The organism is Larkinella arboricola (assembly GCF_003259745.1).
GTDB lineage: Bacteria > Bacteroidota > Bacteroidia > Cytophagales > Spirosomataceae > Larkinella > Larkinella arboricola.
Genome location: NZ_QLMC01000002.1, coordinates 949,392 through 970,012, shown reverse-complemented (window position 1 = coordinate 970,012; position 20,621 = coordinate 949,392). Strand labels below are relative to the sequence as shown.

General features: G+C 54.2%; 16 protein-coding genes. 4 read left to right on the top strand and 12 right to left on the bottom strand.

The window, feature by feature from the left end:
* Positions 1 to 116: 116 nt before the first annotated feature.
* Complete coding sequence (locus LX87_RS11130; protein ID WP_111628263.1) at positions 117 to 371, bottom strand: hypothetical protein; 255 nt, start codon at positions 369 to 371, stop codon at positions 117 to 119.
* 421 nt (positions 372 to 792) lie between these two features.
* On the opposite strand from LX87_RS11130, the gene LX87_RS11125 reads away from it, so the two are divergent.
* Positions 793 to 978: a hypothetical protein gene (locus LX87_RS11125; RefSeq protein ID WP_111628262.1), complete on the top strand. Its 186-nt coding sequence runs from the start codon at positions 793 to 795 to the stop codon at positions 976 to 978.
* Positions 979 to 1,104: 126 nt separating this feature from the next.
* Here LX87_RS11125 and LX87_RS11120 read toward each other — a convergent pair whose 3' ends face one another.
* The 4 genes from LX87_RS11120 to LX87_RS11105 all read right to left on the bottom strand — a co-directional run bounded on the left by LX87_RS11120 (position 1,105) and on the right by LX87_RS11105 (position 3,666).
* On the bottom strand, positions 1,105 to 1,521 hold the full coding sequence (locus LX87_RS11120) for a helix-turn-helix domain-containing protein (RefSeq protein WP_111628261.1): 417 nt from the start codon (positions 1,519 to 1,521) through the stop codon (positions 1,105 to 1,107).
* A 477-nt stretch (positions 1,522 to 1,998) separates the two neighbouring features.
* The gene (locus LX87_RS11115; RefSeq protein WP_111628260.1) at positions 1,999 to 2,262 is read right to left on the bottom strand and encodes a hypothetical protein; all 264 of its coding nucleotides are present in this window, start codon (positions 2,260 to 2,262) and stop codon (positions 1,999 to 2,001) included.
* Between the two features lie 634 nt (positions 2,263 to 2,896).
* On the bottom strand, positions 2,897 to 3,286 hold the full coding sequence (locus LX87_RS11110; RefSeq protein WP_111628259.1) for a response regulator: 390 nt from the start codon (positions 3,284 to 3,286) through the stop codon (positions 2,897 to 2,899).
* A gap of 191 nt (positions 3,287 to 3,477) precedes the next feature.
* Entirely contained in the window at positions 3,478 to 3,666 is a 189-nt protein-coding gene (locus LX87_RS11105) for a hypothetical protein (RefSeq protein ID WP_111628258.1), read from the bottom strand.
* A gap of 178 nt (positions 3,667 to 3,844) precedes the next feature.
* Here LX87_RS11105 and LX87_RS11100 point away from each other — a divergent pair, with 178 nt between their 5' ends.
* Positions 3,845 to 4,651: an MBL fold metallo-hydrolase gene (locus LX87_RS11100; RefSeq protein ID WP_111628257.1), complete on the top strand. Its 807-nt coding sequence runs from the start codon at positions 3,845 to 3,847 to the stop codon at positions 4,649 to 4,651.
* A 139-nt stretch (positions 4,652 to 4,790) separates the two neighbouring features.
* Here the strand turns inward: LX87_RS11100 and LX87_RS11095 are convergent, their stop codons facing one another.
* The 4 genes from LX87_RS11095 to LX87_RS11080 all read right to left on the bottom strand — a co-directional run bounded on the left by LX87_RS11095 (position 4,791) and on the right by LX87_RS11080 (position 12,087).
* Positions 4,791 to 8,279 carry a PVC-type heme-binding CxxCH protein gene (locus tag LX87_RS11095; protein WP_111628256.1) on the bottom strand — a complete coding sequence of 1,163 codons (3,489 nt, stop codon included), beginning with the start codon at positions 8,277 to 8,279 and terminating at the stop codon, positions 4,791 to 4,793.
* Between the two features lies 1 nt (position 8,280).
* Positions 8,281 to 9,543: a GDSL-type esterase/lipase family protein gene (locus tag LX87_RS11090; RefSeq protein ID WP_111628255.1), complete on the bottom strand. Its 1,263-nt coding sequence runs from the start codon at positions 9,541 to 9,543 to the stop codon at positions 8,281 to 8,283.
* A 97-nt stretch (positions 9,544 to 9,640) separates the two neighbouring features.
* Positions 9,641 to 11,539, bottom strand: a complete 1,899-nt coding sequence (locus tag LX87_RS11085) for an AAA domain-containing protein (RefSeq protein WP_111628254.1) — start codon at positions 11,537 to 11,539, stop codon at positions 9,641 to 9,643.
* Positions 11,540 to 11,595: 56 nt separating this feature from the next.
* Positions 11,596 to 12,087: a GNAT family N-acetyltransferase gene (locus tag LX87_RS11080; protein WP_111628253.1), complete on the bottom strand. Its 492-nt coding sequence runs from the start codon at positions 12,085 to 12,087 to the stop codon at positions 11,596 to 11,598.
* A gap of 279 nt (positions 12,088 to 12,366) precedes the next feature.
* On the opposite strand from LX87_RS11080, the gene LX87_RS11075 reads away from it, so the two are divergent.
* Both LX87_RS11075 and LX87_RS11070 read left to right on the top strand, forming a co-directional pair.
* Positions 12,367 to 13,632 carry an MFS transporter gene (locus LX87_RS11075; protein WP_229310620.1) on the top strand — a complete coding sequence of 422 codons (1,266 nt, stop codon included), beginning with the start codon at positions 12,367 to 12,369 and terminating at the stop codon, positions 13,630 to 13,632.
* Positions 13,633 to 13,720: 88 nt separating this feature from the next.
* Complete coding sequence (locus LX87_RS11070) at positions 13,721 to 14,512, top strand: NIPSNAP family protein (protein WP_111628251.1); 792 nt, start codon at positions 13,721 to 13,723, stop codon at positions 14,510 to 14,512.
* A gap of 45 nt (positions 14,513 to 14,557) precedes the next feature.
* On the opposite strand, the gene LX87_RS11065 is transcribed toward LX87_RS11070, so the two are convergent.
* The 3 genes from LX87_RS11065 to LX87_RS11055 form a co-directional block, all read right to left on the bottom strand.
* On the bottom strand, positions 14,558 to 15,409 hold the full coding sequence (locus LX87_RS11065; RefSeq protein WP_111628250.1) for a hypothetical protein: 852 nt from the start codon (positions 15,407 to 15,409) through the stop codon (positions 14,558 to 14,560).
* Positions 15,410 to 15,579: 170 nt separating this feature from the next.
* Positions 15,580 to 17,049 (bottom strand): RagB/SusD family nutrient uptake outer membrane protein, encoded by a 1,470-nt coding sequence (locus LX87_RS11060; RefSeq protein ID WP_211325292.1) that lies wholly within the window; start codon positions 17,047 to 17,049, stop codon positions 15,580 to 15,582.
* Positions 17,050 to 17,176: 127 nt separating this feature from the next.
* Positions 17,177 to 20,605, bottom strand: a complete 3,429-nt coding sequence (locus LX87_RS11055; RefSeq protein ID WP_111628248.1) for a TonB-dependent receptor — start codon at positions 20,603 to 20,605, stop codon at positions 17,177 to 17,179.
* Positions 20,606 to 20,621 lie beyond the last annotated feature (16 nt).

The following is a 20,621-nucleotide window of genomic DNA, read 5'->3' as shown; positions in this document are numbered from 1 at the left end:
ATTTTGTTCCTTTTAGCACGCCCATGAAGCAATATCCCTGGGCTATGCTGTTTGTTTTTGGCCCGACCTTTCGGTTCGGGTATTTTATCTCGGCCAACTGAGGTCCTGATGCTCCGTTAATACGGATTTAAAACCTGTTCATATTCCGTCTGAAGCTCCCGAATGGCCCCGTCGATGGGCATACCATCAAAAGCGTCCAGCGGCAGGCTCATTTGCTGTCCTTCCTGATCCGTCAGCGTAGCAGAGCAGAGTTGGTAGCCCGTCGCGACAAAGAAATTCAAGGCGTTGATGTGCGAATCCAGGTCAGCGGCATAGAAGCTGTGGTTGAAACGTTCGCCCGTAGGAGAGTCGATGGTGAAGTGTAGTAACATGCGAATAGCAGACAAAAGAATGATCTACCAATAGGGACAGCTATGCCGTCGTTGCAATAATACCAGAAGAAGTTTGCACCCGCAACCCGGTTAATAAGAAACCCGAAAACGGATTTTGCACGGCATCCCCGACTCCCGGAACCGATGGTAAAACAGTTTTTAGTCTGATAATTGAAAAAAAAGCCTTTATTAATTTTTATTTGTCCACATAATACCAAAGAAAACACCGTAAACCGGCTATATTAATTAAAAAATTGATAAACTATTTTTCATATTAAGCCGTTTACTCAATAAAAAACGCTCAATAAAAACTCCTGTTAATACAATCACGTTATAAATATCGGATTGCTGTCTTTCTCTTAATGAGTTTGGTGGAAGAACGATAGGATTGCCTGCATTACTGTTTAACCTACGTCAACCCATGAAAAAACAGAGCCTTATTTTAAATGTGCTGGCCTTCTTTTTTGCTTTGGTTACCACGGCCACGGGTGGTCTTTTGCAGATTGCCGGTGCAATGGTGGCGCTTGGCCTTTGTGCGGGGGCTTTGATGTTTTCTTCGGCCCATAAGGTGGACGAGAACAACAATCCGGTGTCGTCGGATTTATAAGGGCGTACTGTAGCTAGCGCCTGTTTCGAATGAAAAGGCCGTCCTGCTGTTTCTGTCGGCAGGAAACAGGAAAGAACGGACAACGAATCCGTCGTCGGTTCCGAGTGCGTTCAACCAGTTGAGACTTTATCCACTTGCCGCTTGCAGCCTTTTGACAAACCGGCGTAGGGTATCACGGCTGATGGGCACGGTAAGCGATGAGTTTACATACTTCAGGGCCAGATGCATATTGTTGGGATACAACGAAAAAGCCTGCTTAATGCGCTCCACCTGCTCCTTGCATTCCAGGCTTAATTTGGGCTTTACTCCCCGGCCCGGCTTATCTTTGAGCGCCTGAATTCTCCCTTCTTCCCACCGATCCATCCAGTTGTAAATGCTGCGACGATCCACATTAAAAAGGTCCATTAGTTCCCGCGCGCTCAGGCCGTAATAGCTGTAAAGAATACACTGACAGCGTTTTTGTAAGACGCTGCTTCCTTGCTGAAAAGCAAAATAACGAAGTTGCTTGATCTCTTCGGGAGATAAATTCTTTATGGCTCTCATAATAAACAAAGGTTGAACAGAGAATTTATACAGAGAAAAAGCACCCACTATAAAGTGAGTAATTGTAGTCTAATATTCTATTGTACAATCTGTTAGGTAGCAAATTTAGTGCGAGAATCATGACGTACCAACCCCACCGTTGCCCTCTATATAACGAATGTTGAAAAATTTATAAATTCAGGTAGGAGGGTGACCGTGAGCGTTTGGCCTAAGTAAGCAGTAGGAAATAGCGTTTCATCGCAAAGACGCTGGTTGCCAGACCGTATGGTTTAGACAAAAGCGGTATCAATATTCAATGCATTCTTGGACTCTGACTAGTAATTCCTTTAAAATTACAATGAGAAAAAAGTGGTTTCTGCCGGGAGGGCAAACCAGATAGCCGATTGGCTGACAGCCAGGGCGTCAGTTCTATGGATGACGAAGCCGTTTTTTGAAAATCACTCGACCGGTGAAAAAAACGGATGCTCACCCAGGCCATTAGCTCAACGACTTCTTCCGGGGCACCGCCGACACGATGGTATGTCCTTCCAGCGCCAGTGCTTTGGCCGACCGGGTACACACCACCCAAAAAAGTTCTTGCTGCTGGTGTTTGACAATGGAATAGTTTCTTCCCAGCACCCGGTATAACCGATTGCATTCGCGTAAGGCCTCGATATGGCTGTTGTATTGACGCTGTTGTGTTTCGTACAGGGCTTTGGCCAGCCGACTCAGCCGGAGGTAGGATCGAATCGATTCAAACATGATGTTCTTTTTCAGTTAACGGACTAACCCGTCCATATCGCTCTACAAGTACGGTGGTGCCAGCAGGCAGAAAGAGCGATAAGCAGCAAAACAAACTTTAAAAGAGAGCCTGGCCGGGGAGCCAGGGCTCTCGCATAACGTTGAGTAAACCAGATTCATGAAAGCAAATGCTATACCAGGGACCGAAAAGTGACGAAAATCAGGTCGTATTTGCGGGTTTATTAACCCGGTTAGGCAAAATTGTACTTTTGCGATATTAATAAGTAGAACAGAAAAACAAACCCGGCTTAAGCAAGCCGGGATGTAATCTTTTTCTCTGTCCTACCTATACTCCGGTAGTACCCTCTTCCAGGCAAAATTAGTGCCATGTTACTACGCTGCCTTTATAAGTTACATATATTCATTTAATATTCCCAGGGCGGTTCAAGCCGGACGGAGAACGGGCCTATTTGGGGTGAAGTGCTGTCTGGTAATATAGGGGCTTACTTTCCTGGCGTTTTACTAAAACCGCCTAAAAACGAAACCCCGGCGTTAACCGGGGCTTTATAGGCCACTGTTTTTGATGGCGGGATGGCCGGGGAGCCACTGCCTGATTTGTAAGGTGTCTGGTAAACCAGCCTGGTGTCCTCTACCGTCAGCGTATTTCGGAAATAGGCTTTAGCAGGGTTTCGATCTTTTGCAGCAGGTCCGGAATCTCAAACGGTTTCGGCAAAAACGCATCGGGCGTTGACTGGATAACGCCCTGCCGGGCAATGGGCAGTTCAGCCCCCGACATTAAAATGACAGGTATCTTACGGCGGGAGGCCTTTATGTTTTCCAGGACTTCAATCCCACTTTTCTGGGGCATCAGCAAATCCAGAAGAACTAAATCGGGTTGTTGCAGGGAGGAAACAAGCCAGTCAATAGCTTCCTGACCGTCTTTAGCAATCAGTACCTCGTAGCCGGCTTTGGTTAAATGGATGGTTAATAACTGCCTGTACGTGGCGTTATCATCAACGATGAGAATGGTTTGTTTGCGATTCATTTTTTCTTGTTACATCCTACGGTGTTAATGCGGATTCATTGGGCTTAACGATACGATCCTGACGACTCCAATCCGCCCCGGAAAAGATTCGCTAAATAGTATACAGTTGAAATATCAATTCCTGCTCTTGCTGTCGTTAGTTCGGAACCGAGACCTGGACGAAGAAATGGTACAATCTGATCAATACGAATTCAGTCGCCCAACACACCGTCGATCAGAGCCGGGAAACTAATGGAAGCACGGTCCTGATCGGGATGCTTTTCCTCCCCGGTATGAAATCCCATCAGCAGGGCCAGCCGCCACCCCGAACGCCAGGCTCGGTAGACTCCCCTGAAACCGATAACGTTGGCCAAATCCCGAATATCCAACTGAGCGGTCATACAAAGGTAGTGGAGGGCTGTCACGAAGATGACATATCTACTAACAATAGCTTAATTCAGACTCTTTTTGTTTGTTACTTTGAGAGCAATGTGTTTAAATATTTAGTTAACGGCACAAAGGCTGCCCGAAGCAACGCTGAAAACCGTTCTCTATCCTGATATCGCTCCATTAAAAGCCATGAACGACTCGTTGATCTGCACTACCTGCGGCACGCAGTATCCGCCCCATCAGCCGCTGCCCGATTTATGCCCCATCTGCAACGACGACCGACAGTATATTCCGGAAAACGGCCAGCACTGGACCCGGTTGTCGGCCCTGAAAGAAACCCACCGCGTGCGGATCAGTCCGCTAGCCGAACGGATCTGGAGCCTGAAAATGCAGCCGGATTTTGCCATCGCGAACCGGGCATTACTGGTCCAGTCGCCCGGCGGCAACATTCTGTGGGACTGTATGCCGCTCCCGGACGACCCAACGGTTGCCTTCATCCGGTCGGTCGGCGGGCTGAAAGCGATTGCTTTTTCGCACCCACATTATTATACGACCATGAACGAATGGGCCGCCCTGTTTTCCTGCCCGATTTACATTCATCAGCACGACCAGCCGTGGATCATGTACCCCGGCGAAGCCGTCCGGCTCTGGACCGGGGAACGTTACCAACTCTGGGACGGTATTCAGATTGTCCATACGGGCGGGCATTTTCCGGGTAGCTGCGTGCTGCACCTGCCGTCGGAAACCGACCGGGGAACGCTGCTGTGCGGAGACAGTCTGTTGCTGTCGCGCAGCAAACGCCATCTGGCGGTGATGTACAGTTACCCCAACCAGATTCTGCTGCCCCGGAATGAGTTTGCCGCTTTCGACCAGCGAACAGCCGGTCTAGCGTTTGATAACCTCTACGGGGCATTTGATCAGCAGGATCTGAGAGGAGACGCCATGACGGTTTTTACCACGTCCATGCAACGGTATCGGGACAGCTACGGCTTGTAAGTCCGTTCAGGGTACGGTTTCAACAGCCCATCCTTTCGCGGTCTGTCTACTCAATCAATCATTTTGTCTGACTTAAAAACGGGAAAACCGACGCCTTGGCGTCGGTTTTCCTTACTAACAGCACGACTACTTTCTCCGCTTATCGCCCCATAACCAGCCGCGTCTGGGCGGGAGCATTAGCGGCATCCTGTAATTGAAGGCTCAGGGAAGCGTCCTTGTAAGCAGCCCGGTCGACGGCCAGCGTCACAGTATGAACGCCCTGCGGCAGTTCGGCAACCATGCCCTGTTCGTTGAGTTTAGCCGGTTTCTGACCAATCCAGGCGGTAATTCCCGCCGTTGAATTAAACGTCAGATTTACATTTCCCGGACTAACCACCTCAATTTCGAACCGCACAAAGCTGTATCGTTTGTTGGCCGTGGCGTCTACCACCGGTAATTCATCCATCGGCAGGTCACCGGCTACTTTGCTGTAAACCGGCTGCCAGAACGCTTTTGCGTTGTCTTTGGCGAGGTAGCCAACGCCTTCCGTCTGAATCCTTTTTGACAAATCTTTACTGGCCGAAACGGTATTCCAGCGCCGGACAAACCGGGCCGTAGGCACGCGGAACTTACCGGATTCACCCATTTTGGAAAGAAAACCGATCAGGTCGATGAATTCCTGCTTGTCCAGTCCGGCCGTCAGACCGGCGGGCATCAGGGAGCCGGGTACGCGTTCGACGGTGCTGATCTGGCTTTTCGGCACGGAAACTTCCTGACCCGAAATGTCGCGCACCACAATGTCAGAGGTGCCGCTGCCGACGATGTACCCCATCATCTCGCTGCCGTCCTTTTTGGCGACCCGTTGTAATTCATACCCTTCTTTGATGGAGAGGTTCGGGTAAAGAATCGAGCGGGTAATGGTTTCGATGGGCGAGCTGGTTCCGAGGCTGCTCAGATCCGGTCCGATGCGTCCCCCGGCTCCGCCAATGGCGTGGCAGGTCTGGCAGGTCAGCGCGGCCCGGCGGAAAATCAGTTCACCTCTGGCCGGATCGGCGGTTTCCCGGACCAGTTGGGCCAGTCCGCTGATTTCCTGCGCCGACAGTTCCTGCGGCATTTTTTCGGGCGGCAACACCCCGCCGGACGCTTCCAGCGCGGTTGTCAGCAGTTTCACGTTTTCGGTATTACGCCGGTTGTAGGGCACCCGCTGCTGGAGCATTTGCCGTCCTTCTTTCGCCCGGTTTGCCGGAATCTTTTTCGCGGTCAGTTCATCGGCCAGTGCCTTTGCGCCCTGCCGGTTGGTCAGAAACGCGGTAAACAAATCAGAAACGTCGGTTTGGGCGGGTAACGTCCGCAACAGGTCCGCACCGACTTTGGCACCATCCGTCACGTTTACGGCCAGCAGTTGGGCAGCCGCCAGCACACGGAGTTCGGCGGGGTTTTTGGTCGTGGTCAGGTCGGTCAAAAGCTGCCGGGCTTTGTCCTGATCGAGGGAAGCCAGGGCGTTCAAAGCCGCTTTTCTTGTGTTTTTGTCGCCTTTCTGGGCCAGGTTGACCAACGTTCCCGTCAGGTCTTCCAGCCGCCACAAACCGATCAGCCGAATGGCGCTGGTGGCCACGGCATCGTCGTCATGCTGAATAAAACCGGTCAGGCGGTTCAGGTTCTGCGTCGGCTTCACACCCCGGCGGGCGGCTTCCTCCAGGGCACCAAGCTGGGCGGCTACGGCTTTGCTGTTGCGGGTGTTTTCCTGTACGGCTTTTTCGAAAATACCGTTCAGATCGGCTGATTTGCCGTATTTGGCGATAGAACTCAGGACGTCTTTCTGGTATTCATCCGGTATCTGGTCTTTCTGGTAAAGCTGCGTCAGGAGCGAAACCGCTTCGGGGCTGCTCACCGATTTGAGGGCAAATGCGGTGTTTTTGGCGTTGCCGAAAAAGCCCGGTTCTTCTTTCAGGCGGCTGGCCCACATCGGTTCCAGTTCCCGAACGGTTTGCCAGAGCGCGTAGTCCAGAAATTCGTCCATCGGTTTGTCCAGCACCGTCAGCGCCGTGCGGGCGGCTTCGGCCGAGGGTACGGTCCGCAGCGCAATCACGGCTTCCATCCGAACCTGCGGGTGGTTGTCGGCCACGGCTTTGGTCAGCAGGGCCGGAACGTCTTTGATCTGGTGGTGCCAGAGCGATAGCGCCCGTACCGCAGCCGCCCGCGCCTGGGGCGTTTTGGCGTTCAGCAGCGTCCGCAGAAGGGGGGCGTTGACCACTTCCAGCGTTTGGTAGGTCCAGAGTGCTTCGAGCAGGTGGTGTTCGTACTGGGCGTCGTTTTTATCAAGATCCTGCACCCATTTTTGCAGCGCCGGAACCACTTCTTTGGCTCCCCGGGCTTTCAGCACCTGTTTGGCCTGCGAACGGGTCCAGTCTTCCGGCAGTTTGAGGGCGTCCAGCAGTTCGGTGACCGAGGCTTTGGTCAACTGCGGTTTTTTCACCAGCGGACGGTTTTTAGCCACAATCCGCCAGATGCGTCCGTGCTGCTGGTCCCGGCGCGGATCGTGAAAATCCACTTCGCCGTGCTGAATGATCGGGTTGTACCAGTCGGCGACGTAAATCGCCCCGTCGGGCCCAACGGAAATATCCACCGGGCGGAAGGCCACGTGATCGGTCCACATCAAATCGTCCAGTTGCTTCGACGCGTAGCCGCTGCCCTGTTCTTCCAGCCGGAAGCGGTTGATCCGGTTGGCGCGGAAGTCGTTGGTAATCAACGTGCCCTGTAGGTCGTCGGGCAGGTGGCGGCCCGAGATGATGTCCAGGCCGCTGTGTTTGGGCTGCCCCGGATTCAGCCCGCGCAGAATGCGGGCGGCCCCCGGCGCGGTGACGAACGTTGCCCCCGGAAAGCCGTAGTTAATGCCCTCGCCCCCCGCACCGTCGGTCAGAAACGACTGACCCCAGCGGTTGAACTGAAGCCCCCACGGGTTGATCAGGCCCCGGACGTACACGTCCATGTTCAGTGATCGGGTATTCAACTGCCAGGCCCCACCGCCTTCGAGCCGTTTGGTGCCCTGGGGCGTTTCGACGTGGCTGTAGATGTAAATCGACTGGTTGAAATACATTAGCCCCTCCGGACCCCAGCGGAACGTGTGAATCAGGTGGTGCGTATCGCCCGTACCAAACCCGTTCAGGATCCGGCGTTTTTTATCGGCTTTGCCGTCGCCATCTGTGTCGGCAAAGTGCAGGATTTCGGTGGAGTTAGCCACGTACACCCCGCCATCGCCGGGCAGAATACCGGTGGGCGTAATGAGTCCTTCGGCAAAAACCGTCGATTTGTCGGCTTTGCCGTCGCCGTCCGTATCTTCCAGGACAAACACCTTGTCGTTGGCTTCCTCGCCGGTTTTCAGGTGCGGATAGGCCGTGCTGCTCACAACCCACAACCGACCGTCGGCGTCCCAGTTCATCTGAATGGGTTTGGCCACCAGCGGCTCGGCGGCAAATAGCGTAACTTCAAAGCCGTCGGCGATTTTAAAGGATTCCAGTTCCTTTTTTATATCTGGATTCGGAATGTCTTTGCGGTCGTCCTGGTGGAAGGCTGCGGTCATCACCAGCCCAACCGGCAGGATGATGGCGCGTAAAACTTTCGGAAACCGTCTTATTTTCAGGGATTTCATGCTACTTCAACAGGGTAAGAGAATAGACTTTTGATTGGGGCTGGCGGGTCAGGGCTATCTGACTTTCGAGCCACTTGATGAGGATATTCTGTTCTTCCAGCCCCTTCACGTGCCGTCCCTGCTCGTAGGAGCGGAAACCCAGAATGTAGGTCTGGTTGAGCGGGCGGTACTGGAAATAAAACAGTTCGTTCTTTTTCAGGATCATCTGGCGCAGTTGTTCGGCCTGGGTGTAGGAAGCGCCCTGCCGGATGGGAACGCCCTCGGCCCACTGTTTTGCCGAAGCCGTAACCACCTCGTCGTTGTCGGCTGTCAGGGTGTAAAATCCTTTTTTCAATCCGGTGATTTTAAGCGTCCGGCCATCGGACACCACCGTGCCGGTTTCCGGGTCCTGCTCGGGTAAGGGCAGCGGCAGGTAGCTTTCGTCCATCGTGAATTTTACGGTACTGTTTTCCTTGCCAGCATCAAGCACCCTGACCGGAGCCGCTGCTTCGGCACCGTTTTTACCCACGTTGATGGTAACGGTTTGGCCCGAGGGAGCCAGGCCGAGCCCTTTTTCGAGAATAGTAGCCAGGTGATAATAGCCGGTTTCGTTCAGGTGAACGCCGTTTTCCAGAATGGGCGCTTTCCGGCTGAGTTCCTGAATCGGTTTGTAGAGGTCGATAAACCGTTTGCCCCGTTCGGCTGCCGTTTTGGCGATTTCGGCCGCGTAACGTTCGAGCATGGCGTTGCGTTGGGTCACGTTCTGCGACGAATCAAAAGCGACCACCGGAATAGGGGAGAGCAGGATCGTCTGGGCGCCCAGTTGATCGATCTTGTCGAGCAGTTTGGTCAGGCCTTCCTTAAACCGGGGCAGACCGGCTTCCCCTTCCTGCGCTTCCACCCCGCCGTAGCCCAGAAAAACCAGCGTCGGTTTGGCCTGCGTCAGTTGATTCATCAGGTGTTCGTAGGCCGTCGGCGGGTTGGTGAACGTGCTGCGGGCGTCGCCAAACACGTTGTCGCCCGTCCAGCCGAGGTTACGGAACGTCACAAAGCGGTCGGGAAAGCGGGTAGTCAGGGCCAGTTCCAGGTAACCGTACTGAAAATCATTTTCAAACAGCGAATTTCCGAGAAAAACCACCCGGTCGCCATCTTTCAGCTCAAAGGGGGCGTTGGCAGTCTGGGCGGGTGACTGGGGTTTATTCTGGGCTAGCGCCCGTCCGTTCGGAAGCGTAAGGAGAATAAGTAAAATTGTACCAAGCGTGGCCGTAGCCTTAAGCTTTCTCATGCATTGTCAATTAAAGATAATCAAAGGGTTTTAGTTATTACAGAAAAAGGCAGTTCAGGGGCTATTTCTACTGACAGAAAGCCGTTTCAAAACCAACTTAGAGCCATTCCCAGGCACTTCGGTAGCCGTTGAGATTTTCGGAATAGGTAATAAAATCGGCGTAGAAAGGCAGCCCGGCCAGCGTCGCACTGTCGCCCACGATGATCAGTTTTTTGCGGGCGCGGGTCATGGCCACGTTCATCCGGCGAATGTCCGACAGAAAGCCGATGTCGCCCGCGGCATTGCTCCGGGTCATGGAAATATAAACAATGTCCCGTTCCTGTCCCTGAAAACTGTCGATGGTGTTGACCGAAATTTTCGGCAGGTAAGGCTGCAACTCCGGTGTGTGGAGCAATTGTTCGTTCAGGGCGACCAGTTGCTGCTTATACGGCGAAATGATGGCGATGGTCGGGAAGTTATGGGGCAGATAATGCGGACCCAGTTCGGCTGCCAGCTCAGTTAAGTGCTTCATCAACAGGGCCGCTTCCTCGGGGTTGGTGGAACTGGTGCCTTCGAGTTTTTCGTCAAAACCGCAGCCCGCCGTATCGATGAATTGCAGCGACGTATCGCCCGCAAACAGCGCATGAGCCGCCACCGATGGGTGCGCCTTGACCTGATTGGCGTAAAACACCTGCGACGAATAGCCCATAATGTGCTCGTGCATCCGGTATTGCTCCTCCAGCAGACTGACGGCTTCGGGGTGTAGGGCGACGCATTTTTCGAGCAGGGTGGTATTCAGTCCTTTGCGGGCCGCTTCCTGCGATTTGATGGTGGGCGGCAACTGGCAGTGGTCTCCGGCGAAAACCACCTTCTGGGCTTTCAGAATCGGAATCCAGCAGGCCGGTTCGAGCGCCTGCCCGGCTTCGTCGATGACGACGGTATGGAAGCGGAGATTGCGGATCATGTACTGGTTGGAGCCTACGAGCGTGGCCGTAATCACCTGCGCTTTGGCAACCAGATCATCAATGACGTACTGCTCAATATCCGTCACCTCCTTCATAATCCGGTGGGCTTCGTCAAACAGGGCTTTCCGCTGATCGCGTTCGGCTTTGCCGAAATTGCGCTTGTACTTATGCGCCATGTTTTTAAACTCACCCGCCTGTTTCTTCAACTTTTTGGTTTCCTTCATCTGGGGATGATCGGCCATTTTCTGGTCCAGGGTGAGGGCCATGAGCCGTTCCGACACGCGGGCCGGATTACCCACCCGCAGGACGTTCAGGCCCTGTTCGTGGAGTTTTTCGCTTAGCAGATCGACGGCCGTGTTGCTGGGTGCCACGACCAGGATTTGTTTATGATCCTGTTTGATCAGCGCCCGGATGGCCTGGACGAGCGTGGTGGTTTTGCCGGTGCCCGGAGGACCGTGGACGATGGCCAGTTCGTTGGCCGCCCGAATTTTATCGACCGCCCGTTGCTGGCTTTCGTTTAGTTGCGGTATTGGAAAAGGCGCAATATCGGCCTGAAATGTCGGGGACGCCTGGCCCGTTAAAATTTGCACCAGCCGGTTTTGCGGTTTGTCGCTCAGGGTGCTGGCCAGCTTGAGCGCGTCCTGCATTTCGTCGTAGCTCTTGTCGTCAAACAGCAGCTCAACGCCCAGTTTGCCATCCCGCGACCAGTCGGGCAACTCGTCGGTCAGCAGGGTAATTTTGAGCCTATTGCCGCTCTGGTAGGAAATGGTGCCTTCCACCCGGTCGGTTTTCGGGTCGTGATTGCTGAAAAACAGGGCGGGCATTCCGGCCCGGAACTGGTGCGAAATATCGTGGTGCGTGGTGCGTTCCACCTCCACCGTCAGGTAATCTCCCCGGCTGGGCTCGGAGCCCCGGATGGCAATGGGGTACCAGGTCAGACCGTTGGCCCGGCGCTCGGCAATGGAGGTGGTTTCGGTGAGTTTGCGGTATTGGGTACGGTCTTCTTCCCGTTCAATTTTTACTAACTCCAGCAACTGTTTAAAGTAATCCATTCACAAAGGTAACGCTTATTCCCGCGCTCCGGAAATGGATGAAAGCCCTGTTTTCGTTAAAACCGCTGTACGTAATACTGGCAAAGAAAGGTTTGCCCAAACTCCTCAATCGCCCGTTGGTAGGTCGGCTCAAAACCGTTGTGTTCGTAAAACCGCATCAGGGCCGGGCGGGTGGCATCGGTTTCGAGCTGAATTTCGTGAATGCCCCGTTTCAGGCACTCGCTGCGGCAGAATTCCAGGATCGGTACGAACAGGTTTTGCCCGGCAAAGAGCCGCCGAATCGCCAGCTTGTGAATGAAACCGGCGGTGTGGTCGGGCACGTCTCCGTAGTATAGCGGGTCTTTCCATTGCAGAATAAACGTAGCCGCCGGAACTCCATCGGCGTAGAGGACGTAGCAGTTGTCCCGCGTGTAGTCGTCAAACAGGTTTTCGGCGGTGAGCGTATCGGTTTGCCACAATTCCTGCCCGGATTCGGTGAGCCACTGGCCCACTTCGCGGACAATCGCCAGAAAATCGTCGGGCCGGTCATTACGAAACGTAAACGTCATGGTGTTGAGTCGCCTTTTGACAAGGGAAAGGTTTCACGGTTTGATCGGTTACAAGGTAACGCACAACGTTTTGAAAATTGTTCACCAGCGTAAAAATCCGGTTATTACATAAAGTTTTGTTGAAGCATTGTTAAACAATTGAGTTACCCGCGTGGTTAGCGATACGCCTTTCTCTGTCTGGCCGAATGTCTGGTCGGGTTGTTGGGCATAACCACAGACTGTATGCCCACGGCCCGGCCCACATTTCGTTACCCATTGATACTGAGTCAAAACCGTCTTTTGCGGTACGCCGTTTTTTTCTATCTGTACATGATGCAGGGCCTTCCGGCGGGTTTTTCCCTGACGGCGCTGGCCAATTACCTGACCGCCGAGGGCGTGAACCCGTCGGTGATTGGTTCATTTGCCGCCGTGGTCGGGTTGCCCTGGGCGTTTCAGTTTGTCTGGGGAACCGTCATTGACCGCTACCAGGGTTCGGCGCTGGGACGGCGGGAACCATGGGTCGTGGGGGCGCAGAGCCTGGCTTTTCTGGCCTCCCTGAGCCTGTTGCTGGTTCGCAATCCGGTGACGCAGGTACAGACGCTGGCCTGGCTGTTTTTTGCCCACAGCATTTTTGCGTCGGTGCAGGACGCGAGCGTTGATGCGATGGCCATTTCTGTCATTCGGGAAGAGGAGCGGGGGCGCGTCAACGCGTTCATGCGGGCGGGTTTTCTGCTGGGTACGGGGCTGGGCGCGGCCGTGTTTTCGCACCTCCTGCGCCGATACGGTTTTTTCAGTGCGGCCCTGACCTTATCGCTTAGTTTGCTGGTCCTGACACTGTTGACGTTTTTCATCCGCGAACGCCCGGAGGATCGGCTTTTGCCGTTCAGGCGGAAATCCCAGACGGCTTTTTCGGAACCGATTGTCCGCCCAACCGTCTGGCGTTCGCCCGATTTCCGGTGGCTGTTTTCGGAGTTGTTCAAAGGCTTGCTGGCCCGGCGGAGTCTGGTGTTGTTCGGGGCGGTGGTGGCCGCTTACCTAAGCGTGAGCCTGTTTGTGCGCGCTTACAATTACCACCTGATTCAGGTGCTGGGCTGGGCCGATACGTCGGTTTCGTTTCTGACGGGTACGTACGGAATGCTCGTGGCGACGGTTTCGGCGCTTGTGGGTGGCTACCTGGCCGACTGGCTGGGCAACCGCCGTTTTCTGCTGATTGTGCTGGCGCTCATTACCGGGTATCTGCTGATTTTTAACCTCATCGCTGAATCGTGGCGGTGGCCTTCGGTGGCCCAGGCCGGACTGATTGCCTTTTATTTCATGGACCCGTTTATCAGTGTGGCCGCCATGCCGATGCTGATGGCCGTCTGCCGTCCGGGCGTGGAAGGGTCTCAGTTCACCACGTATATGGCTTTCGTTAATTTGTCGGATATTGCCGGAACGTATCTGGCGGGGCAGGCGCTGCTGTACACCGGGGCGCCGGTGATCGGCTTGGTGGCGGGCGGTCTGGTCGCGCTGGCGTTGCTGGCGGTATTTTTTCTGGTGCGGCTTCCGACGGTTGTGGCCCGGTAGGCGGACCGTTGGCTTATTGAACAAAACGGCACCGGGTAGACCTGACTATTTTTTCTACTTTCGTGGAAAAACCGTGTCAGCACTTTCAATGAAAAGACGTCAATTTGTCAAATCATCCCTTTTAACCACTTCAGCGGCTGGCCTGCTGCATCCGCAGGAGCAGACCGCCAGTTCGCAGAACACCGCGCCGGAATTTTATGAACTCCGGATTTATACGCTCAAAAGCGGTAAACAGCAGAAGATGGTGGAGAATTACCTTCAGAATGCCGTGATTCCGGCGTATAACCGGCTGGGCAGCAAAACCATTGGCGTTTTTACCGAATACCTGCCGCAGAGCCAGAGCAAACTGGTGGTGGTGATTCCGTTTACGTCGCTGGATGAATACTTTAGCCGGGCCGAAAAATTAGGTAAAGATTCGGCGTATCAGCAGGCAGCAGCGGATTATCTGAATGCCGAAGCGACCAATCCACCGTACGAACGCATCGAAAGTTCGCTCATGCGGGCGTTTGCGGACATGCCCAAACTGGAAGCGCCCGAGAAGAAACCGCGCATTTTTGAACTGCGTCGCTACGAAAGCCACAATGAAACCGCTGGGAAAAAGAAGATTGAGATGTTCAACGAAGGCGGGGAAATCAAAATTTTCAAGCGGGTAGGGCTGACACCGGTTTTCTTCGGCGAAACGCTCATTGGCGCTTTCCGCCCGAATCTGACGTATATGCTGACGTTCGACAACATGGAGGAACACGACCGTAACTGGAAAACGTTCGGCGGTGATCCGGACTGGAAGAAGGTGAGCAGCCTGCCCGAATACGCCAACGACCGCATTCTGTCGAACATTACCCGGATGTTTCTGGTGCCGACGGCTTTCTCGCAGATTTAACAAAATTACTACCGGGAGCATTTCACGCTCCCGGTAGTAAAAATCCTACTGCGGACACGTCCATTCGTAGCCGTTGATTTGCAGCCGGATTCGCGGGTCGTCGGCATAGGAATACCGCTGGATCTGGTATTTGAGCCGTCTGGCGTTGTCATAGATATAGTACAGGTCGAACTCCATCTGGACACCCGGTATGATTACGTGCATATCGGTACGCAGGTTTCGATCCGATTTGCCAAAGAACGTAACCGGATCCGGGACGGGGTTCGGCCTGGTTAAATCATACTCGTAGAGGGTAATGTTTCCGCCTTCGTCGGCTCTGACCAGATTGCCGTTTTCAATCGTATACCGGCTGGGTCCCCGGCGGATGACATATCCCTCCGCATCGTAAGTAACGTTCCTGTCGATGACCATCCCCTGGCTGTTGAGAGTATACGAGTCGTTATACGATGGGGGAACCGGATAGTGGAAATAATTGGGGGTGTACTTCAGGTCGATTCGAGTCGGCGAGGTATAGGTATACTCGTTGGTAATGTCTGCTGTCGGCCTTTTCAATCGATTAACGGTTTTGATGACCCGTCCCTGGGCATCGTATTCATACGAGGTATTGCTTTCTTCGGCACCGATCCGGTACGTCTCATCTTTCCAGCCGATGGCGTAGGAAATTCCGTTAATTTCCTGAATGTCGCGCACGATGAATGGGGTAAAGTTCCAGCCTTCCACCTGTGCACCCAGCGTAACGGTTTCACCGGGTTGAATGGCGTGATAATTCAGGCTGGATAATCGTAAACTAATCCGGCAGGGACTTGATTCCGAAGGGGGTAAATGATCCTGGACGGTGCAGGAACCAAACAAAAGAATGAAGCAGGCGGGGAGAAAATAACGTATAAGGGTCTGCATGGTAGGAGGGGTTTAGGCTACTCACATAGACATTTTTTTCGGCCGGATCGTTGGAAGCTAGGTCTTTGAAATTTTTATCAAAATAGTTGAAATGTTATAATTCGGCAGGGCGTAAAAAGAAACCCCACCGATTAGCGGGTGGGGTTCTGGCAGAGAAACGGGAATGACTTTTACCGGGGCGGATACTGCGTCAGGTTTTTCATCAGATCCAGTTCCGCCGTCGGCACGGGCCAGAATTCGTGCTGACCCTTCACGAAGCCTTTTTTGCTCAGTTTTTCTTCGAGTTGTCCCCAGCGGGCCAGATCATAAAACCGGTGGCCTTCGTAGACCAGTTCCACCCGGCGTTCGTTCTGGATGATCGTGCGCAGACTGGCCTGGGCCGTTTGCGTAACGGGAGCCAGTCTGGCCCGCGCCCGGACCTCGTTGAGCGGTTTGAGCGCATCCGCCGAACGGCCCAGCTCGTTGAGGGCTTCGGCCTGGTTGAGCAGCACTTCCGCGTAGCGAATGATGGGGTAGTTCACGTCGAAGTTGTCCACCTGCGCCATGATTTTACCTTCGGGCAAAAATTTGCGGACGTTGGCGTTGTTGAAATACTGCGTGCGCATGGGCAGGCTCGGAAATGGTTTCGGGCCGGTTCCGTCCACGTCGATGGAGTCGGCGGGTGTGGCCCCGGCAATCAGCACGGATTTCCGGCGAATGTCGCCGGGGGCAAACAGTTTTTTGGATTCTTCACTGGGTGTGTACCAGTTGGCCCAGCCGATGGTCGGACTCCACATGGCCGCAATGGAGTTTTCGGAAGCATCCGTAAAGTAGCCCGGCGCGAAGCCCACCGATTGAAAATCCATCAGGGATTCGGAACTGTTTTCGGCCTGCCCGTTGAATATCGAAATGTAGCTGGGTACCAGCCGGTACTGGCCCAGTGCCACCACCTGCTGCGACGCGTCGGCGGCCTGTTGCCATTTTTTCTGGTAGAGGTACACCCGGCCCAGAAAGCCCAGCGCGGCCCCTTTGGTAACCCGGCCCACCGGGTTGCTGGCGGCTACCGGCAGGTCCGGAATGGCCGCGGTCAGGTCGGCTTCAATTTGCTGGTACACCGTGGCCTGAGGAGTTCGGGCCAGATCAGCGTATTCGGGCTGCGTCAGTACTTTCGTAAAAAAAGGAATGTCGCCAAAGGTAATCGTGAGGTTCCAGTAGTAGAGTGCCCGCAGAAATCTGGCTTCGGCCAGGTACTGCTTTTTAAGGTTCTCGTCCATGGTAACGGGCGGCACTTTTTCCAGAAAGGTGTTTGCCCGGAAAATGCCTTTATAGGCGTCGTACCAGCGCGCCCGCGAAAACGGGTTGTCGGGAAACCACCGGAAATCGCTGGCGTTTTTGAAGTGAAACCCGTAATCACCGGTGTCACCGGTTTTTTCGTCAATATCGTCGGACGGACAACTGCCCAGCACAAAAACGGCTTCGCGGTAAACACCCTTTTGGCCAATCACGTCGTAAACGGCCGTCAGGGACTGTTCTACGTCTTTAGCGTCTTTAAAAAAGTTGGATTCGGCAACGCCGTTGGTGAATTCCTTGGTAATAAAGTCTTCTTTACAGCCTGTCACCAGCGCAGCCGTCAGCAGAAGAGAAAGGATGCTGTATTTCATGGTTTCTTTCATTATCGAGTTGGTTATTTATGAGAGAAATGAGAGTAGACGAAAGACAAGAGAAGGCGGAAACCTTTATCTCATGTCTGTTATCTTATGTCTCATGTCTCCTATCTTTTGTCTCCCTTTAAAAATCAAGCCGGATACCGAGTGATGAGGTCCGGGCCTGCGGGTAGAGGTCGTTATAGATACCGGCCCGGGCGCTGTTGTTGTCGTCGAGTCCCACCTCCGGATCAACCCCGCTGAACCTGGTCAGGACGAACGCATTCTGAACCGCCAGGTAAACGCGCGCGGAGCTGACACCCAGCTTTTTAAGGCCCGCTCCGCTGATGGTGTAACCCAGTTGAATGTTTTTCAGGCGCAGGTACGAACCGTTCTCAACCAGGTGGCTGGCCACGCGGCTGTTCAGGTTGGGGTCCGACAGGATGGGGCGCGGAATGCTGTTGCTCGTACCCGGACCGCTCCAGGCTCCGGTAACAGTTTCGATTTTGTTCCAGGCCCGGCCCGAACTTTCCAGACTCGTGCGGTTCAGGTTCAGGATGTCGTTGCCGCTCACGCCGAAAAATTGCAGGCTCAGGTCGAATTTCTTGTAGCTTGCCTCCCCGCCGAAGCCGTAGGTAAACGAAGGCGTCGGGTTACCGATAATGGTTTTGTCAGATTCATCAATTTTGCCGTCGCCGTTCAGGTCTTTGTATTTAAAATCGCCGGGGGCGGTTCCGGCGGCCTGGTAGGGCGTGGCTTCGTTGCCGTCTAGGGCGTTGGCGGCTGCCACTTCAGCCGGTGTCTGGAACAACCCATCTGAAATCAAACCGTAATACACGCCCAGCGGCTGGCCTTCGCGGATGATCGTAATGGCGCCCGAACCCGGATAGGTTAAGCCAACAATGTCCCGGCTACCCCCCAGCGACACCACTTTGTTGTCGTAGGTTGTCAGGTTTCCGCTCAGGCTATACCGGAGTTCTCCCGCCGAACTACGATAACCCAGGTTAAACTCCATTCCTTTGTTGGTCAGACTCCCTACGTTGCGTACGGTTGACTGCAAACCCGAAACGCCCGGCAGCGTCAGCGTCAGCAACATATCCGTCCGGGTCCGGTTGAAGTATTCGGCCGAAAAATTCAGGCGGTTGTTGAACAGACCCGATTCCAGACCGATGTTGTATTCTGTCACGGTTTCCCATTTGATATCAGGGTTGCCGAGGTCGCTCAGGGCGGCTCCGATGGACGACTGCCCGGTCTGATTGCCGAACGCGTAGTTGAAACCACTGCCAACCCGGGCCAGGTACATGAAGTTACCGATGGCGTCCGAACCCACCTGTCCCCAGCCTGCCCGAATTTTCAGGTCGCTGACCACGGCATTCTTGGGAAAGAAACTTTCTTCCGAAATGCGCCATCCCCCGGAAATGGATGGGAAAATCCCATATTTTTTGTTGGCCCCGAACTTGGAAGAACCGTCCTGGCGGAGGTTGACCGTCAGCAAATAGCGGTCGGCGTAGCTGTAGGAAATCCGACCGAAAACCGACGCCAGCGATTCTTCACCCGAATTGGTGTTGGTATTGAGCGATTTGGCGCCCTGGCTGGCGATTTCCTGAAAGGCATCCGTATCATAGGAAGCATTTTGATTCGCCGAGCGGTATTTGGAGTCCAGTGCCGTGGTACCCAGCAAAAAATTCAGGTTGTGCTTTCCAAAATCGTGCGTATACGTCAGCGTATTTTCCCAAATCCAGGTGCGGCCCAGCGAGGAACCGACGTTCAGCGACGATAAACCCGCCGAGTTGAGCAAACCCGCTGTCCAGATACGGTTGAAGGTGTAGGAGGAGCCGGAACCGACGTTGCCCGAAAAACTGGTTCGGAAAATCAGGCGTTTAACCGGTTGGTATTCGGCGTATAAATTGCCAATCAGGTTGTAATCTTCATTGTCGATTTTCGGGCGAAGCTGATCGAAAACGGGGTTTGCCGGGCGCTCAAACCGGCTGTCGGTCGGTCCCGCAAAGGTCCCGTCGTCGTTGTAGACTGACATGGTGGGCAGGGTCTGGTAAATGTTCGTGAAAACCCCACCGATGAACTGCCGGTTGCCCGCGCCATTGTCCCGGCGGTTGATTCGGGCAATGGACAGGCTGTTGCCGATTTTGACCTTGTCGGAAATCTGGTTGTCGGTATTCACCCGCACCGACATCCGTTCAAACCAGGTCCGGATCATCATCCCGTCGTTGTTGAAGTAGTTGGCCGACACAAAGTACTTGTTTTTGGCTCCTCCACCCGCAATCGAAAACTGGTGTTCCTGAATCTGGCCGGTCTGCATCATTTCGTCGATCCAGTTGGTGCCTTGGCCCAGCGTGGTGGGGTCGGCATACGGCGCGGGTTGCCCGGCGGCCACGAAAGCCGCGTTCATGTTCTGGCCAAATTGTGTGGCATTCAGCGGATTTGGGAGTTTACGGGTCGGGTTCTGAAGGCCGTAATAACTACTCCAGCTCAGCCGCGGTGCCCCGGAGCTGCCGCGTTTGGTGGTGATGAGCACCACGCCGTTGGCCGCCCGCGTACCGTAGATAGCCGTCGAGGCCGCATCTTTCAGAATGTCAATGGATTCGATGTCGTTGGTGTTGATCGTCGCCAGCGGGTTGGAGTTTTCGCTGTCACCCCCGCCAATCTGCACGCCGTCAACGATGTAGAGCGGGTTACTGTTGTTGATGGCCCCAACTCCGCGAATCCGGACGCTGATACCGCCCCCGGGCTGGCCGCCGTTGGTGGTCACGTAGACGCCCGGAACTTTGCCCTGTAGGGCGTTGTCAAAACTTGGCGACTGTACTTTTGCAATTTCTGACGCTTTGACGGAAACAATCGAGCCGGTAACATTGCTTTTTTTCTGTTCGCCGTAACCCACCACCACCACTTCATCCAGGGATTTGTCACTGACCGACAAAACAAGATCAAGGGTGCTCCGTCCGCCAACGGCCAGTTCCTGCGAAGCGTATCCTACGTAGCTGAATACCAGCGTAGTGTTTGCATCCGGCACCACAATTCGGTACGCTCCGCTGGCGTCGGTGGTAGTGCCCCGGGAGGTGCCTTTAATGACGACGTTAACGCCCGGCAGCCCTTCGCCTTTCTCGTCGGTTACTTTCCCGCTGACGGCCTGGTCCGCTACGGCTTCGGCGGATGCCGGATCGGAAATGAAACCGGTATTCGGGCTATTGACGGTTTCTTTGCGGAGAATGATGGTTTTGCCGGATACTTCGTAGGTCGCCCGCAGCGGTTTGAGCAGGTCGTCCAGCACTTTCTCCAGATTCTGACCAGCGGCTTCATAGGTTATTTTCTGGTGCGACGGAATCAGCCGGGAACTGTAGACAAACTGGATGTCTGCCTGCTGCTCAATTTCCCGAAGCACGCGTTTAATTTCAAGTTGTTTAGCCCGCAGGGTTACTTTCCGGGCCAGCAGGTCCTGCGCCTTGCCGTCGAGGGCGAAAGCCGTTCCAACCGCCCAGGTCATCAGCAACAGGGGTAAAAGTCCAACGCGCATAAGTAACCGGAGGGAAAGGGTTCGGTAGAAAAAAAATTCTTTCATACATTTGAAGGGTTTT